Genomic DNA, 16,247 nt, shown 5'->3' with positions numbered 1-16,247 from the left:
CAGACTGCCCATATAGAGGCACGCGCAGCCGCCGTTGCAGGCCGGCTGACATGGACAATCCCTAGATAACGGCCGCCAGGCTGCGCAATACCGGCTGCAGGCGCACGAGGCCGATATCCTCGCGCTCGAAACGGCTGCCGACCTTGGTGAGCTTGGCCAGCACCTGCTCGCCCTCCTCCGGTCCGATCGGCGCGATCACGATGCCGCCGCTCGACAACTGGTCGAGCAGGAAACGCGGCAGGCTGTCGAAGGCGGCCCAGGCGACGATCCGGTCGAACGGGCCTTCTGCGGCCAAACCGGAGGAACCATCCACCTGGCGCGCGATGACGTTGCCGATGCCGAGCGCCTCGAAGCGCTGCCGCGCCTGTTCGACCAGCGTCTTGTAGCGGTCGATGGTGACAACCCGGCCTGACAGGCGCGACATCACCGCTGCCGTATAACCGGAGCCGGTACCGATCTCGAGCACGCGATTCCCGACTTCGATGGCGAGTGCGGCGATCACCGCCGCCTGCATGTCCGCGCCCTCGATCGCTTCGCCGCATTCGATCGGCAGCATGCGGTCCGACCAGGCGATGGAATGGAATTGGGCGGCCAGGAAGCCGCGCCGCGGTGTCGCCTCGAAGGCCGCGATCAGCGCCTTCGGCACGGTCCCCCTGCCGCGCAGGCGCAGCAGGAAGGCGGCAAATCCTTCTCGGTCATCGATCGGCAGGTTCATGCAAGGGCCTTGCTCAGCTGGTCACGAATCTCATGCGCTGTGAGGTCGAGCTGCAACGGCGTCACCGACACCAGGCGATTGCGCAGCGCAAAAAGGTCGGTGCCCTGCTTGCCCTCGACGGGTTCGCGGCCGAAGCGCAGCCAGTAGTACGGCAGCCCGCGCCCGTCGCGGCGTTCCTCGACCCACAGGCTGTGTACGAGCTTGCCCTGCGAGGTGACCACCGTGCCGGCGACCTCTTCAGGCAGGCAGTTCGGAAAATTGACGTTGAGCAGCACGCCGTCCGGCAGCGGCGTCGCGACGAGTTTCTTGAGCAGCGCCGGCGCCAGCGCCTCGGTGGTCTCGTAGGGAACGACGCGGTCCTCGCCGACAGTGCTGTAGCCCTGGCTGAGCGCGATCGAGCGTATGCCGAGCAACGCGCCCTCCATCGCGCCGGCGACGGTTCCCGAATAGGTGACGTCGTCAGCGATGTTGGCGCCGGAATTGATGCCCGACAGGATCAGGTCGGGCGCGCCGGGCAGGATCTTCTTCACGCCCATGATGACGCAGTCGGTCGGCGTGCCGCGCACGGCAAAGTGCTTCTCGCCGATTTTCCTCAGCCGCAGCGGCTCCGAGATCGACAGCGAGTGCGCATAGCCGGACTGGTCCTGCTCCGGCGCCACCACCCAGACATCGTCGGACAATGTGCGCGCGACGCGCTCGAGCGACGCCAGGCCCTCGGCATGAATGCCGTCGTCATTGGTCAGGAGAATACGCATTATTTCGATTCGATCTTTTCCAGCCCGCCCATGTAAGGCCGCAGCACTTCAGGAATGGTTACGCTGCCATCCTCGTTCTGGTAGTTTTCGATGACGGCGATAAGTGCGCGCCCGACAGCGGTGCCCGAGCCGTTCAGCGTATGGACGAAGCGGTTGCCCTTGCCGTCCTTGTCCTTGTAGCGAGCGTCCATGCGCCTGGCCTGGAAATCGCCGCAGACAGAGCAGGACGAGATCTCGCGATAGGCGTTCTGGCCGGGCAGCCACACCTCGATGTCATAGGTTTTTCGCGCGCCAAAACCCATGTCGCCGGTGCACAGCACCATGGTGCGGAACGGCAATTCGAGCCGCTTCAGCACTTCCTCGGCACACTCGGTCATCCGCTCATGCTCGGCGAGCGACGACTCCTGATCGGTGATCGACACCAACTCGACCTTGTAGAATTGGTGCTGGCGCAGCATGCCGCGCGTGTCGCGCCCTGCCGAGCCGGCCTCCGAGCGGAAGCACGGCGTCAGCGCGGTGTAGCGCAGCGGCAGTTTCTCATGGGCGGTGATCTCCTCGCGCACGAGGTTGGTGAGCGGCACTTCGGCGGTGGGGATGAGGCCAAGCCTGCCGTCCCCATGCGGGGTGAAGAACAGATCCTCCTCGAATTTCGGCAGCTGGTTGGTGCCGAAAAGAACATCGTCCTTGACCATCAGCGGCGGGATGACTTCCTCATAGCCATGCTCGGTCGTGTGCAGGTCGAGCATGAACTGGCCGATCGCGCGTTCCATCCGCGCCAGCCCGCTCTTCAGCACGGTGAAGCGCGAGCCGGAAAGTTTCGCGGCGCGCTCGAAATCCATCATGCCGAGCGCTTCGCCGATCTCGAAATGCTCCTTCACCCAGTTCGGGCGGGTCGGCACCTTGCCGATGATATGCTTGACCACGTTGTCGTGCTCGTCCTTGCCGACCGGCACATCGTCGAGCGGCACATTGGGCAGCACCGCCAGCGCGTCGTTCAGCGCCTTGTCGAGCTCGCGCTCGCGCGCCTCGCCGTTCTGGATGAAGGTTTTTATCTCGCCGACTTCGGCTTTCAGTTTTTCGGCAAGGGCGGCATCGCCCGAACGCATGGCATTGCCGATCTCTTTCGAGGCGGCGTTGCGGCGTTCCTGCTTGGTCTGCAGCTCGGTAACATGTTCGCGCCGCGCCTCGTCCCTGGCGATCAGGTCATCGACGGTTGACTGCGCTTCCTCGACCGACCACGAGCGCTTGACCAGCGCCTCGACAAGGGCCTTCGGGTTGTCGCGAATCCATTTGATGTCAAGCATGGTCTGAAAGCTCCTGCGGTAGCTTGCCGCCAAAGCGCGCGGCGGTTTGCGCTACGATATGCTCAAGAATATAGCCTGAAACGCATCGTCGGTTTCGCGATGCGTTTCAGGCCAGAGGGGGTAAACCGCATCTCTGATCGATGCAAGATCGGGCTTGCTGACGGCAGGGGCCGCGAGCCCGCTTTCGAGTGGTGAGGGATAGCGCGACAGTCCAGAAATAAAAAACCCGCCTCGGCGGCGGGTCCTTGGCGCAAATCAGCACCATAACCGAATATGTACCATAGCGGCGGGCACCAAGTCAAGAAAAAATTCCTATCGGCACCGGGCCGCGCACCGATTCCGGGGCCGGCAGCCCGCAGGGGCGACGCGCCTGCCCTATGTGGAGGATGCGTCTGCCGGCTTTTCCGCCACCTCTTCCTCGGATTGCTGCTTCTCCCGCGCCAGGCGCTCGCGCTCCTGGCTGCGTTCGATCATCCGCGCCGACCAGATGGCGACCTCGTAGAGCAGGATGGTCGGGATGGCGAGGCCGATCTGGCTCATCGGGTCGGGCGGCGTCAGCACCGCCGCGACGACGAAGGCGATGACGATCGCCCATTTGCGCTTCTCGGCCAGCGCCTTGGATGACAGCATGCCGACGCGCGTCATCAGGCTGGTCACCACCGGCAGTTGGAATACCAGGCCGAAGGAGAAGATCAGCGTCATGATCAGGCTGAGATATTCCGACACCTTCGGCAGCAGCGAAATCTGCACCTGGTCGTTGGTGCCCGATTGCTGCATGGCGAGGAAAAACCACATCACCATCGGCGTGAAGAAGAAATAGACCAGCGAGGCGCCCATCAGGAACAGGATTGGCGACGCGATCAGGAACGGCAGGAAGGCGTTGCGTTCGTTCTTGTAGAGGCCGGGCGCGATGAACTTGTAGATCTGCGTGGCGATCAGCGGAAAGGCGATCACCATGCCGCCGAACATGGCGAGCTTGACCTGGGTGAAGAAGAATTCCTGCGGCGCGGTATAGATCAGCTCGACCTTGTGCGGGTCGAGCCCCGCCCATTGCGTCGCCCATTTGAATGGCACGACAAGTAGGTTGAACAGCTTCTTGGCAAAGAAGAAGCAGACCAGGAACGCGGCGAAGAAGCCGCCGAGCGACCAGATCAGCCTGCGGCGCAACTCGATGAGATGCTCCATCAGCGGCGCCGAGGATTTCTCGATCTCGTCCTTTTCCTTGTCCGAAACGCTCACTTGGCGGCTCCCGCCGTCTTTTTGGCCACCGGCTTCTTCGCTGGAGCCGGTTTCGCCTCGGCCTTGGTCATCGCCGTCTTGGCTGCTGCCGGTTTGGCAGCCTTGGCAGCCTTTGAGGCCGCCACGGGCTTCGCCGGCGCTTCGGGTGCTGGCGCGGGTTTGGCGGTCGCCGCTTTCGCAGGCGTGGAAGCTTTCGCGCCATTTGCCGAAGCCTTGGCAGGCTTGGCCGCTTTCCCTGCCGCGGGTGTCTTTGGCGCCAGCTCTGTCGGCACTGAGGACGCCACCACCGATTCATCGGTCATGACCGGGAAGATCGCCGCGGCCGGCGTGACATCACGGTCATTGGGCCCCGGCATGGTGGTCGCGCCGTTCTTCAACGGTTCGGCCGCCTGCGGTACCGAGCCGGCGGGCGCTGCCGTATCGACGGCCGGCTTCGGCTTCATCGCCGCGTCGACGCCGGAACGTACATCGGCGGCCGCCTGCTCGAACGGATTGAGCTGTTTCCTGATCTCGGCAACCGGGCTGAGCCCCCTTAGCTCGTCGACCGATTTCTTGACGTCGTCGAGCTCCGCTTCCTTCAGCGCCTCGTTGAACTGCTTCTGGAAATCGGCCGCCATGGCACGCAGCTTCGCCGTCGTGCGGCCGAAGGTGCGCAGCATGTTGGGCAAATCCTTCGGCCCGACGACCACGATCATAACGATCGCGATCACCAGCATTTCGGTCCAGCCGACTTCAAACATGGCTATCCGTTCCGACTAATGCATGCCGCCCAAAAGTGCGAAGCGGTTCTGGGACAACGACACACACAAAAGCAACAACCCTTGGCTCAGCTCTTGCTGGCCTTTTCCTTCGCTGCCGAAACGGTTTCGTCGGCGCGATGTTCGACGGTACGCTTGTCGTCGGCAACGTCGTCGTCGGCCATGCCCTTCTTGAAGCTCTTGATACCCTTGGCCATGTCGCCCATCAGCTCGGGTATCTTGCCGCGGCCGAACACCAGAAGCACGATGACCAGCACGATCATCCAGTGCCAAATCGAAAATGAACCCATAGCAACTCTCTCTCGAATGGTTTCCCTGGCGATGATCTATGCGTTTTCGCGTTGGGATTCAAACACAACCGCGACAGAGTTTATGAAAGGGTGTCGGATGTCACGCATTTTCGGCGATGCGGTCCGCTACCAATCGGCGCATCTAGCCCGGGAAAGCCTCCAGGAACAGGGGCTTGTGGTCAATCTTCCGTGACGCGCGGCGTCAGCAGGCCGAGTTCCTCGAGATCGATATCGGTCAGCGGATCCTCGTCCTCGGTCAGCGCATCCGGATCGGCTGGCGGCTGCGGAATGGAGAAATTCGACGGCATGCGGCCCGAAAGCAGGCCGGCGCCCTTCAACTCCTCCATGCCGGGGAGATCGCGGATTTCCTCGAGCGCGAAATGGTCGAGGAAGGTTTCGGTGGTGCCATAGGTCACGGGACGGCCCGGCGTTTTGCGCCGGCCGCGCATGCGCACCCATTCCGTTTCCAAGAGCGTATCCAGCGTGCCCTTCGAGGTTTCGACGCCTCTGATGTCCTCGATCTCGGCGCGCGTTACCGGCTGGTGATAGGCGATGATCGCCAGAACTTCGAGCGCCGCGCGCGACAGCTTGCGCTGTTGCACGGTGTCGCGGCTCATCAGGAAGGCGAGATCGCCGGCGGTGCGAAACGCCCAGGCATCACCGACCCGCACCAGGTTGACGCCGCGCCGCGCATAGATCTGCTGCAGCTCGGCCATCGCGAGGGCGATGTTAATGCCATCGGGAAGGCGCGCGGCCAACTGCTTTTCGCTGACCGGCTCGGCACTGGCGAAAACGATCGCCTCGGCCATGCGCACCGCCTCCGCCATATGCAGCCGCTCGGCGGGATTCTGCGCCGGATTCTGGGTCGGATTCTGAACCGAAGCCTGGTCGACCTCGCCCTCCTCCGGTTCGTTGTCCACTTTGAACGGGACAACCGAAGCGTTGGCGCGTTCGCTCATGATGCCACCTCGACTGCCTTGATTGCCGGTGCGCGGTGATCGCGCAGATAGATCGGCGCGAACACCTCGTCCTGCCGCACATCCATCTTGCCCTCACGCACCAGTTCCAGTGTCGCCGCGAACGAGCTGGCGATCGCGGTGCGCCGTTCTTCAGGGCTGGACAGATATTGGACGAGAAAACTGTCGAGCGCCGTCCAGTCCCGCAAGCTTCCGATCAGCCTGGTCAGGATGTCGCGGGCGTCCTTGAGCGACCAGACGCCGCGCCTGGCGATCGTGACATTGGTGATTGCCTGCTTCTGCCGCTGCTGGGCATAGGCGGTGAGCAGATCGTAGAGCGACGCCGAATAGGCGTTGCGCTTCTCGATGATCACCATTTCCGGCATGCCGCGCGCGAACACGTCGCGGCCGAGCCGGTTCCGGTTGACCAGCCGCGCCGATGCATCGCGCATGGCTTCCAGCCGCTTGAGCCGGAATTGCAGCACCGCCGCCAGTTCCTCGCCGCTTTCGCCTTCCTCGCCCGGCTGCTTCGGGATCAAAAGCTTCGATTTGAGGAAGGCGAGCCACGCCGCCATCACCAGATAATCCGCGGCGAGCTCAAGTCTCAGTGCCCTCGCCGTCTCGACGAAGGCCAAATACTGCTCGGCCAGCGCCAGGATGGAAATGCGCGCGAGATCGACCTTCTGGTTGCGGGCAAGATGCAGCAGAAGATCGAGCGGGCCTTCGAATCCTGCGACGTCGACGACCAGCGACGGATCGCCGGTCAGCCGGGTATCATCGCTTTCGGCCCACAGGCGGTCCATCGGTGCGGCCTTCCCGGCCTTGCTTTCCAATGCTTCCGCCACGTCCCGTTCTTCCCTCTGTCAGGCCACCGCATCGAAATAGGTGGCGAATTCGGCGCGTATCTCGGTTTCTTCAGCCGCGTCGCGTTTTTCTATATAGGTCATTGCCCGGTTTGCGCGCTCAAGCGACTTGCCCTCAAGCCCTTTGGTTCGCGATGCGATGCCCGCCATCTCCTCGAAAACGCCGTCGCAGTGAAGGACCAGATCGCAGCCGGCCGCAAGGATCGAGGCCGCCTTTGTCGGGAAATCCCCAGAAAGTGCCTTCATCGAGGTGTCGTCGCTCATCAGCAGCCCATCGAAGCCGATCTCGCGGCGAATGATCTCGTCGATGACCTTGCCGGAGGTGGTTGCCGGGTTTTTCGGGTCGATCGCGCTGTAGACGACATGCGCGGTCATGGCCATCGGCAGGTGGTTGAGTTCCCTGAACGGCGCAAAATCGTGCCGCTGCAGCTCGCTCATCGAAGCGTCGACGACAGGCAGTTCGAAATGCGTGTCCGCGAAAGCCCGGCCATGGCCGGGAATATGCTTCATGACCGGCAGCACGCCGCCAGACATCAGGCCTTCCGCCGCGGCGCGGCCGAGCTCGATGACCGGGCGCGGCTCCTTGCCATAAGCGCGCGCGCCGATGACGTCGCTCGCCCCTTCGATCGGCACGTCGAGCACCGGCAGGCAATCCGCCGTGATGCCGTAGCGCAGAAGGTCGAAAGCGTGCAGCCGCGCCATCAGCCAGGCGGCGCGGGCTCCGGCGTCATGGTCGTCGCGCCACAGCGCACCGAGCGCGCCGCCGGCTGGATAGTTCGGCGCCAGAGGCGGCCGCAGCCGCTGCACTCTGCCGCCCTCCTGGTCGATGAACACCAGCGCGTCCGGCCGTCCGATGCAGTCGCGCATCTCGGCGACCAGATCGCGGATCTGCTCGGTCTCGCTGATGTTGCGGGCAAACAGGATGAAGGCCCACGGGCATTCATTGCGATAGAAACTGATTTCTTCGCGGGTGAGCGATTTCCCGGCACAGCCGAGGATCATGGATTTTGATTCGGTCATGCCGACGAGTCTAGAATCTTCCGCGGCCAAAGGGAATCACGTCGAAAAGTGCAAAAAGAAAACGGCGCGGCGTTGAGGCCGCGCCGGTTTTCAAACTGCTCTCCTCCGACACGGGAGGTGAATGACTACCTCGACACGAAGCAGTTGCCGCCGGCAGCCTTGTAGCTGGTGCACAGATTGATAGCATCGTTGCGCGACTGCGCGGGCACGCGGACGCGGTAGAAAGTCCCCTTGCCGGCGATCTCCGCCTTGACGATGTTGGCGGTGCGGCCGGAAAGCACGCCACCATAGCGACGCTGCAGATCCTGATAGGTCGACTGCGCGCTTTCGACCGTCGGCTGCGAGGCGATCTGCATCGACCACGAACCGCCGCCGGTCGAGGGCGCCGCGGGACTGATGGAGGCAACTTGATCGGGCTTGACCTCGCCGACCACGTCGACCGGCTGGTCGGACGGGCGCTGCGGCGCGACCGGGACCTTGGCCGGCGTGTTGGCCGACTGGGCCTTGGCTTCCGCCTTGGGCTCGGCCACCGGTTTCAGGGCTGGCTCATCGGCCGCCTGCGCGGCGTCCGGCGCCACCGTGCCGGTCTGGTCAGCATCAGCCTGAGCCGACGGCGCGACATGTTGCGGCGCCGGATCGACCGGCTCCACGGCAGCCACTTTCGGTGCGGCGGGCGCCGGATCCTCACGCGGCACCAGCGACCCGTCCGATTTGACCACCATGGTCCTAACCTTGCGCGGCGCCACGGCGACGACGTCGGGATTCGTTCCCTTGTCGGCATCCTGGAGGACCTGCGCGATGCGGTCCTCGGACTTGGCTGCGGGCGCGGCGTTATCGGCTGGCGCCGCAACGGCGGTTGGAGCATCGCCGCCGTCGCCGTCGGTCGCGTCGGCTGCGGTCTGGTCGGGCGAGAGATCGACGGCGCGAGCCGGATCTTTCGCCGCCACATCGACCGGTTCCTCGACATTGGTGACGAGCTTCTGCTGGACCGGCTCGGCGGGCTTGGCGCCCTTGGCGACCGCGTCATAGACCTTGTTGTCCTGGTTCGGCACCACGGCGCCGCCCGGGTTTTCCGGCTTGACCTTGATCGGTGCATTGTCCGCCTTGACCAGGACCGGGGCGTCACCGCTGCCCTGGCCGCCCGGAGACAGCGCGAAGGCGCCGAGGCCTCCGGTGACAACGACTGCACCGACAATGGCGGCGATGAGCAGGCCGCGCCTGCGCGGCGACCCGCCGGCCTCGCGTTCGGCGAGACCAGGAACCGACATCGCCTCGTCCAGCTCGGGATCGTAGTCGAGCTCGTCGACGGCAAAATCGTCGGCCTGTGAAACCGGCTGGCTGCCGGGCAAGTCGTCGACGTCGAAGCCGTTGGTGGCGTCGGCATAGCCTGCCGGCGCTGTCGCGCGGGCAGACATTTCCGCCGGCCGTGCCGCGTAGGTGCGGGCCTCGGGCTGATAGCCCGGCTTGAGCCCCTCATAGCCCGGCTTGAGCGTCTCATAGTCCGGCTTGAGAGCCTCATAGCCCGGTTCAAAGGCATCGTATCCCGGCTTGAAGCCGGGATTGTAGGAGTCGGCGGCATAGGACGCGCTGGCGTTTGCGGGAGCCGCAGCGACATCCACTGTATTCATCTCGGTCAGCAGATTGGAGAATTCGGCGTCGAGATCGTCGTAGCCGGGCGCGGCCGGCTCGTCCTCTTCGAAGTGCAATTCCGGAATGTCGAGATCATCCTGAAGCGCCACGACGCGCTCCGGCACATCGACGGTCTCGACGTCAGGCATCTCGTCATCGAACGCGGACTGCTCGCGCTGCGCGGCGGCCGGCGCCGCATAAGCGGCAGGCTCAGCCGCACGATAGGTCGGGACCGCGGCAGCCGGCGCCGCCATGGGGGCCGCCGAAGCCATCGGCTGGGCGGTAAAACTCGCCTGTTGCGGCTGCGGGACCGGCGTAACCCGGCTCCACGAGCGGGCCGGCTCGGGCGGAGTGGACTGCGTCGTCAGCCAATCGAGGGGATCGTCGCGGAAAGTTTCCGGCGCGGCGGAATCCGCGGCGAGGTCTTCATCCCGGTCGATTCCTTCAGCCAGGTCGATGCTTGCGGCGAGTTCCGCTTCGAAATCATCGTCTTCAGAGACAGTGGCATGCGCGCCGAGGTTCTGGTCCTGAAGCTCATCGAGCATGAGATCGTCAAGATCGACGTCAGCGGTCGAGACCGCCTGATGCTGCTGCGTCGCCGCAGGTTCGTCCAGGTTCCAGTCGAGGTCACCGGCCGTCGGTTCTTCGTCGGGTTTCGCGGTCGCGGCGACAGGCTGCTGAACCGCGACCTCCTCCTTGGCCACCGGCGCCGGGCGCGCGCTCATGGCGCCCAACAGCGCGTTCAACTCGTCTTCAAGGCTACGCTCGTCGGCGGCGGCATGCACCGGTTCGGCCATAGCCGGGGCGGCCGGATGAACGGGGGCAGCCACAGGCTCAGCGGCCGGCTCGTCCGTCGCTTCGGCAAGCGCGTCGTTGAAATCCTGCTCGAAAGCATCGTCCAGCGGCTCATCGGCGGCCAGGTCTGCCGCCTCGCCTTCCGCATCCGTCGCCTCGGCGAACACGTCCTCCATTTCGTGCGCATCTGCCGTCTCGGCGGTCACGTCATGCGCGTCAAGCGCATCCGTCTCCGCAGCCACGGGCGCATCGGTCGCGACCGAGTGATCGGCAGCCAGATCGAAATCGATATCCGCCAGCCCGTCGTCGAAAGCCGTGGCGTCATCAAAGCGATCGCCAAAATCCTCTTCGGAAACCGCATGGTTCGCGTTCAGCGCCGCCTCGACGGGAGGCTCGACCGGAGCCGCGGCCGCTTCAGGCTGCTGCTCCGCCACGTGACCATCGAGCATCAGTTCGTCTTCGAGCGAAAGGGCAAAACCATCGTCGAATTCATGGTCGACGGTAGGCTCCGCGACAGGCTCCGCCACTTCGGCGGCCAAGGCGGGCTCGGCCGCATCGGTCGCGTCATCAAGCCGGAAGTCCTGATCGAGCGATGCCGCAAGCTCGTCCGCCATGGGCAGATCGTCATCGAGCGGCGAAACGCCATCGAGAGAGCTGGCTACCGCATCGTCGAAATCCGTATCGAAAGCGGCATCGACGGTTGGCGCGGCCTCGGCAACAGCGTCGTCGGCACCATGCTCATCGTCGAGCTGCATGTCGTCGAACGCCATGGCGAGTTCGTCATCCATGCCGTCGGTAGCGGCGGCGTCGAACGCCGGCTCATCAACATCGGCGACCGTCGCGGCGTTGCCTTCGGCAAAGTCGAAGTCGCCCATCAACTCCTTTTCGAGATCGATGTCGAAATCGACCTCCTGCGCCTGCTGATCAGCGGCGGCTTTCGGTTGGGCGGGCGCCTGTGGCTTGACCGGCTGGCGCGGGTCGAACCCCATGATCCTGGTCAGTTCCGCGAACGGATCATCGTTGGCGATGTCGTTGTTGTCGGCTATTCTCAGCTGGGTTCTGTCTGCCATTATTGTTCCCGAACTCGCACTCATTCGGACGCCATGGACGTCGCGCAGGGTTGGCCCTTACCAGCGCAATGTGGGCAAAAGGTGACAGGTTTTTTAGTCAAACCTAACGCATTTCGGTGGGCGCCGCGGCGCCGATCAGCGTCAGGCCGGACGTCAAGACATCCGAAACAGCCTGCACCAGCCCTAGTCTGGCATGCGTCAATTGTCGGTTGTTAACCTTAACAAAACGTAAGTCCGGATTATCGGTGCCGCGGTTCCAGTGCCCGTGGAAGCTTGAGGCCAGATCGTAGAGGTAGAATGCCAGCCGATGCGGCTCGAGCGCAAGTGCCGCCAACTCGATCAACCGTGGATATTCAGCGAGTTTCCTGATCAGGCCGATCTCGCCTTCGTCGGTCAGCAACGCCACGGCAGCCGCCAGACTGTTGCGATCGAAATTGGCCTCTCCCAACTGCTCGCTCGCCTGCCGGAATACCGAATGGCAGCGCGCCGAAGCGTACTGCACATAGAACACCGGATTGTCCTTGGACTGCTCGGTCACCTTGGCGAAGTCGAAATCGAGCGGCGCATCGTTCTTGCGATAGAGCATCATGAAGCGGATGGGGTCGCGGCCGACTTCCTCCACAACCTCGCGCAGCGTCACGAAATCGCCGGACCGCTTGGACATGCGCACCGGCTCGCCATCGCGAAACAGCTTTACCAGGTTGCACAGAAGAACCGTGAGCTTCACCTCGTCGCCGGCGATCGCCCGCGCCAGCGCTTCCAGCCGCTTGACATAGCCGCCATGATCGGCGCCGAGCACGTAGATCAGTTCGACGAAGCCGCGATCGACCTTGTCCTTGAGATAGGCGACGTCGGCGGCGAAATAGGTGAACGAGCCATCCGACTTGACCAGCGCCCGGTCCATGTCGTCGCCGACCGCCGTCGAACGGAACAGGGTCTGTTCGCGATCTTCCCAGTCGTCCGGCCTCTCGCCCTTGGGCGGCGGCAGCTTGCCTTTGTAGATATGGCCCTTCAGCGTCAGGTCGTTGATCGCCGAGCGGATCTTCCTGGCATTGTCGGCGTGCAGCGTGCGCTCGGAGAAGAACACGTCATGATGCACGTTGAGCAGCGCCAGATCCTCGCGGATCATCGCCATCATCGCGTCGATGGTGCGGTCCTTGACGATGGCGAGCGCCTCTTCGTCCGGCATCTGGAGCAAGGACCGGCCGAATTCCTTGGCCAGCGCCTGCCCGACCGGGACCAGATAGTCGCCTGGATAGAGCCCGGCCGGGATCTCGCCGACCTCGTCGCCAAGCGCTTCGCGATAACGCAGCATCACCGAGCGCCCGAGAACGTCGATCTGCGAGCCGGCGTCGTTGATGACATATTCCTTGGTCACGTCATAACCGGCAAAGGCCATCAGATTGGCAAGCGCATCGCCAACGACGGCACCACGGCAATGGCCGACATGCATTGGCCCCGTCGGGTTGGCCGATACATATTCCACATTGGCCTTCCTGCCGCCGCCGATGCTGGAGCGGCCGTAATTGCGGCCCTCGCCCAGAAGCGTCGTGAGATGTGCCTGCCAAAAACCGTCCTTGAGCCGCAAATTGACGAAGCCCGGGCCAGCAACCTCGGCGGCCGCGATATCCTTGTCGTCCCGCAGCGCGAGCGCCAGGCGCTCAGCCAGCACCCGCGGGTTCTGGCCGGTGGGCTTGGCCAGCACCATTGCCGCATTGGTCGCAAGATCGCCATGGCTGGCATCGCGCGGCGGCTCGACGGCGATGCGCGACAGGTCGGGCGAAACGCCGTCATTGTCTTTCAGATCAAGCGTCTCGACGGCTTTTATGATTCGCGCGGTGAAGTCGGCGAAGATGTTCATGGGTATGACTCTGGCGGCTTTGCAGGGAATCCGGCTTGTTGGCCGGCAAAATCGAGCCCGCCCTAGCTCAAATCCGGCGTATGGTCAAACAAACGGCGGTGTTCCTTCAGCGCGTAGGTGTCGGTCATCCCCGCCAGGAAGTCGGCCACGCTGCGCGCCTTGATGCGATCCTCGGCCCGGTCGAGCCCCTCGCGCCAGCCGTCCGGCATGGCGCGCGGATCGGCGAAATAGACGTCGAACAGGTCCCTGACGATCCGCTCCGCATCGGCGCGCACGCGCATGACTTCCTTGTGCCGGTAGAGGTGTTTGTAGAGAAAGGCCTTCAGCTCTTTCTCGGCGATGGCCATTTCGGCGGAAAAGGTCACCATCGTCTCGCCCGCCGCCCTCACCGCATCGGCGCTCCGCGGCCCGGTGCGTTCCAGGTTGGCGGTGGTCGACCTGATCACGTCCTCGACCATGGCGGTGATCTGGCGCCGCATCAGCTCGTGGCCGGTGCGCACCTCGTCGAGATTGGGATAGCGCGCGCGCACCCCCTCCAGGATGGTCCCCGGCAGCGAGACGGCCTTCAGCATGTCCAGCGTCAGCAGCCCCGCCCTCAGGCCGTCGTCGATGTCGTGCGTGTTGTAGGCGATGTCGTCGGCGATCGCAGCACACTGCGCCTCGATGCCGGCGAACCGGTCGAGTTCGAGGTCGTGCAGTTCCGAATAGTCGCGGATCGCCTGCGGCACCGGACCCTTCAGGCCCTTGCCGTTGGCATCGGTCAGCGGACCATTGTGCTTGACCAGGCCTTCCAACGTTTCCCAGGTCAGGTTCAGTCCGTCAAACTCGGCATAGCGCGCTTCCAGCCTTGTCACGATGCGCAGCGATTGCGCGTTGTGGTCGAAGCCGCCCCAATCAGCCATCTTCTCGTTGAGGGCGTCCTCGCCGGTGTGGCCGAAGGGCGTGTGGCCGAAATCATGCACCAGCGCCACCGCTTCAGCCAGATCCTCGTCGCCGCGCAGCGCCCGCGCCAGAGCGCGTGCGATCTGCGCCACCTCGATCGAATGGGTCAGCCGGGTACGGTAATGATCGCCTTCATGGGCGATGAAGACCTGCGTCTTGTGTTTCAGCCGGCGGAACGCGGTGGAATGGATGATGCGGTCGCGGTCGCGCTGGAACGGCGTACGGGTCGGGCTTTCGACCTCTTCGAACAGGCGCCCGCGCGAGCGCGCCGGATCGCTGGCATAGGCCGCGCGGGGCCTATAGCCGAATCCGATGTCGCCCAACTCGTTGGTCATGGTCGATGCCGCCTGACTTTGGCCGCCTGACTTTGGCCGCTAGACTATGGCCGCCAGACTATGGCCGGTTGACTTGGCCCTTCGCGCTTCATACCTATCATGTGAAACCGAAAGCAAGGTGACGCCCATGGGCGCGGATGCCAAGACCGCCATGAAAGTCGAGATGACCGATGCCGCCGCAAGGCGGATCGCCAAGATTGTGTCGGACGAGGCCGGCAAGACGGCGTTGCGCGTTTCCGTCGAAGGCGGCGGCTGCTCCGGCTTTTCCTACAAGTTCGATCTGGTCGACGCGCGCAACGACGACGATGTCGCCATCGAGAAGGACGGCGCCACGGTTCTGATCGATGATCTGTCGCTGGTCTATATGGGCGGGTCGGTGATTGATTTCGTCGACGACCTGATGGGCCAGTCGTTCCAGATCCGCAACCCGAATGCGGTCGCCTCCTGCGGCTGCGGCACAAGCTTCTCCATTTAGGAACAACATGCCTGCCATTGGCGCGGTTCGTCAGGTCGCGCTCTCGGCCGGGCGAGACCTCGACGCGACTCTGGCCTTCTGGTGCGACGTGCTCGGGATGAGCGTGCATGTGCGTTACGATCCGCCGGGCATCGCCTTCATCATGGCCGGCAGCGTGCGGCTGCTGTTCACCGACGGCATTCCGGCCGGAACCGTCTATCTCGACATATCAGGTCTCGAGGATTTCCACGCCGGCGCGAAAGCTGCGGGCGTTCCCTTCACCGCGCCTCCAACGCTTGTTCATCGCGACACCGAGGGCCAGTTCGGTCCGGCGGGGGAAAGCGAGTGGATGGCCTTTCTAAAGGATCCCGCAGGCAATACGATCGGCCTGGTCGAACGTCTTGCCCCGGAAGAACATTGAGGCCGCCATGAAGATCGTCACCTGGAACATCAACGGCATTCGCGCCCGCATCGGCAATCTCACCCATTGGCTGACCGAAGGCGCCCCCGACATCGTCTGCCTGCAGGAGATCAAGACGGTCGACGAGCAGTTCCCGCGCGCCGAGATCGAGGCGCTTGGCTACAATGTGGAAACCCACGGCCAGAAGGGTTTCAACGGCGTCGCCCTGCTGTCGAAATTGCGCTTCGACGAGGTCATCAGAGGTCTGCCCGGCGACGACGCCGACGAGCACGCGCGCTTCATCGAAGGTGTGTTCTCGACCGACAAGGGCGCGCTGCGTGTCGCCTCGCTCTATCTGCCGAACGGCAATCCGATCGATGACGAGAGGAAATTCTCCTACAAGCTGTCCTGGATGGCACGGCTGGAGCGCTGGGCCGAGGAGCGGCTGAGGCTGGAGGAAGCCCTGGTGCTGGCCGGTGACTACAACGTCATTCCCGAACCTGTCGACGCGAAGTTCCCGGAGAACTGGCTGAATGATGCGCTGTTCCAGCCGCAGACGCGGCAGGCGTTCCGCAGGCTGAAGAATCTCGGCTTCACCGAAGCAGTGCGTTCGGTCACCGATGCGGGCGACACCTTCACCTTCTGGGACTACCAGGCCGGCGCCTGGCAGAAGAACAACGGCATCCGCATCGACCACCTGCTGCTGTCGCCCGAGGCCGCCAACCGGTTTTCATCGGCCTCGATCGAAAAGCATGTGCGCGCCTGGGAAAAACCGTCCGACCACGTGCCGGTGGCCATCGATCTCGATTTGCTGCCGGCCTGAGGGAGACCCCGGGCCCGCGCTGGACCTCGTATCGCCAC

15 protein-coding genes are annotated in these 16,247 nt (G+C 63.9%); 3 read left to right on the top strand and 12 right to left on the bottom strand.

Features of this window, described 5'->3' with window-relative positions; genetic code table 11:
- Positions 1-61 precede the first annotated feature (61 nt).
- From FJ490_RS13120 to FJ490_RS13065, 12 genes are all read right to left on the bottom strand, one after another.
- Positions 62-715: a protein-L-isoaspartate(D-aspartate) O-methyltransferase gene (locus tag FJ490_RS13120; protein ID WP_140495769.1), complete on the bottom strand. Its 654-nt coding sequence runs from the start codon at positions 713-715 to the stop codon at positions 62-64.
- Positions 712-1,470 (bottom strand): 5'/3'-nucleotidase SurE, encoded by a 759-nt coding sequence (gene surE / locus FJ490_RS13115; protein WP_140517122.1) that lies wholly within the window; start codon positions 1,468-1,470, stop codon positions 712-714. Before surE ends, FJ490_RS13120 begins: the two co-directional genes overlap by 4 nt.
- Positions 1,470-2,774: a serine--tRNA ligase gene (serS, locus tag FJ490_RS13110; protein ID WP_140517124.1), complete on the bottom strand. Its 1,305-nt coding sequence runs from the start codon at positions 2,772-2,774 to the stop codon at positions 1,470-1,472. Before serS ends, surE begins: the two co-directional genes overlap by 1 nt.
- A gap of 375 nt (positions 2,775-3,149) precedes the next feature.
- On the bottom strand, positions 3,150-4,013 hold the full coding sequence (gene tatC, locus FJ490_RS13105; RefSeq protein ID WP_140495766.1) for a twin-arginine translocase subunit TatC: 864 nt from the start codon (positions 4,011-4,013) through the stop codon (positions 3,150-3,152).
- Positions 4,010-4,753, bottom strand: a complete 744-nt coding sequence (tatB, locus tag FJ490_RS13100) for a Sec-independent protein translocase protein TatB (protein WP_140555280.1) — start codon at positions 4,751-4,753, stop codon at positions 4,010-4,012. The genes tatC and tatB overlap by 4 nt, the downstream gene beginning before the upstream one ends.
- A gap of 86 nt (positions 4,754-4,839) precedes the next feature.
- Entirely contained in the window at positions 4,840-5,061 is a 222-nt protein-coding gene (locus tag FJ490_RS13095; RefSeq protein ID WP_015317533.1) for a twin-arginine translocase TatA/TatE family subunit, read from the bottom strand.
- Positions 5,062-5,240: 179 nt separating this feature from the next.
- Entirely contained in the window at positions 5,241-6,020 is a 780-nt protein-coding gene (gene scpB, locus FJ490_RS13090; protein WP_140555278.1) for an SMC-Scp complex subunit ScpB, read from the bottom strand.
- A complete protein-coding gene (locus FJ490_RS13085; protein ID WP_140495879.1) occupies positions 6,017-6,820 on the bottom strand; it encodes a ScpA family protein in 804 nt (267 codons plus the stop codon). The genes scpB and FJ490_RS13085 overlap by 4 nt, the downstream gene beginning before the upstream one ends.
- 60 nt (positions 6,821-6,880) lie before the next feature.
- On the bottom strand, positions 6,881-7,900 hold the full coding sequence (gene nagZ, locus FJ490_RS13080; protein ID WP_140728913.1) for a beta-N-acetylhexosaminidase: 1,020 nt from the start codon (positions 7,898-7,900) through the stop codon (positions 6,881-6,883).
- Positions 7,901-8,025: 125 nt separating this feature from the next.
- On the bottom strand, positions 8,026-11,394 hold the full coding sequence (locus tag FJ490_RS13075) for an SPOR domain-containing protein (RefSeq protein ID WP_140728914.1): 3,369 nt from the start codon (positions 11,392-11,394) through the stop codon (positions 8,026-8,028).
- A gap of 103 nt (positions 11,395-11,497) precedes the next feature.
- Positions 11,498-13,255: an arginine--tRNA ligase gene (argS, locus tag FJ490_RS13070; RefSeq protein ID WP_140728915.1), complete on the bottom strand. Its 1,758-nt coding sequence runs from the start codon at positions 13,253-13,255 to the stop codon at positions 11,498-11,500.
- Positions 13,256-13,317: 62 nt separating this feature from the next.
- On the bottom strand, positions 13,318-14,532 hold the full coding sequence (locus tag FJ490_RS13065) for a deoxyguanosinetriphosphate triphosphohydrolase (protein WP_140728916.1): 1,215 nt from the start codon (positions 14,530-14,532) through the stop codon (positions 13,318-13,320).
- Between the two features lie 127 nt (positions 14,533-14,659).
- On the opposite strand from FJ490_RS13065, the gene erpA reads away from it, so the two are divergent.
- From erpA to xth, 3 genes are read left to right on the top strand one after another with little or no spacing between them, the layout of a single operon-like run.
- Positions 14,660-15,007, top strand: coding sequence for an iron-sulfur cluster insertion protein ErpA (gene erpA, locus FJ490_RS13060; protein ID WP_140495759.1), 348 nt, complete (start codon positions 14,660-14,662; stop codon positions 15,005-15,007).
- Positions 15,008-15,014: 7 nt separating this feature from the next.
- Positions 15,015-15,407: a VOC family protein gene (locus FJ490_RS13055; RefSeq protein ID WP_140495758.1), complete on the top strand. Its 393-nt coding sequence runs from the start codon at positions 15,015-15,017 to the stop codon at positions 15,405-15,407.
- 7 nt (positions 15,408-15,414) lie between these two features.
- The gene (gene xth / locus FJ490_RS13050) at positions 15,415-16,209 is read left to right on the top strand and encodes an exodeoxyribonuclease III (RefSeq protein WP_140728917.1); all 795 of its coding nucleotides are present in this window, start codon (positions 15,415-15,417) and stop codon (positions 16,207-16,209) included.
- The last annotated feature ends 38 nt before the right edge of the window (positions 16,210-16,247 follow it).

It is taken from the genome of Mesorhizobium sp. B2-5-11, from assembly GCF_006440835.1.
Classification (GTDB): Bacteria; Pseudomonadota; Alphaproteobacteria; order Rhizobiales; family Rhizobiaceae; genus Mesorhizobium.
The sequence above is the reverse complement of the archived record's forward strand: the minus strand, read 5'-3'. Positions and strand labels throughout refer to the sequence as shown.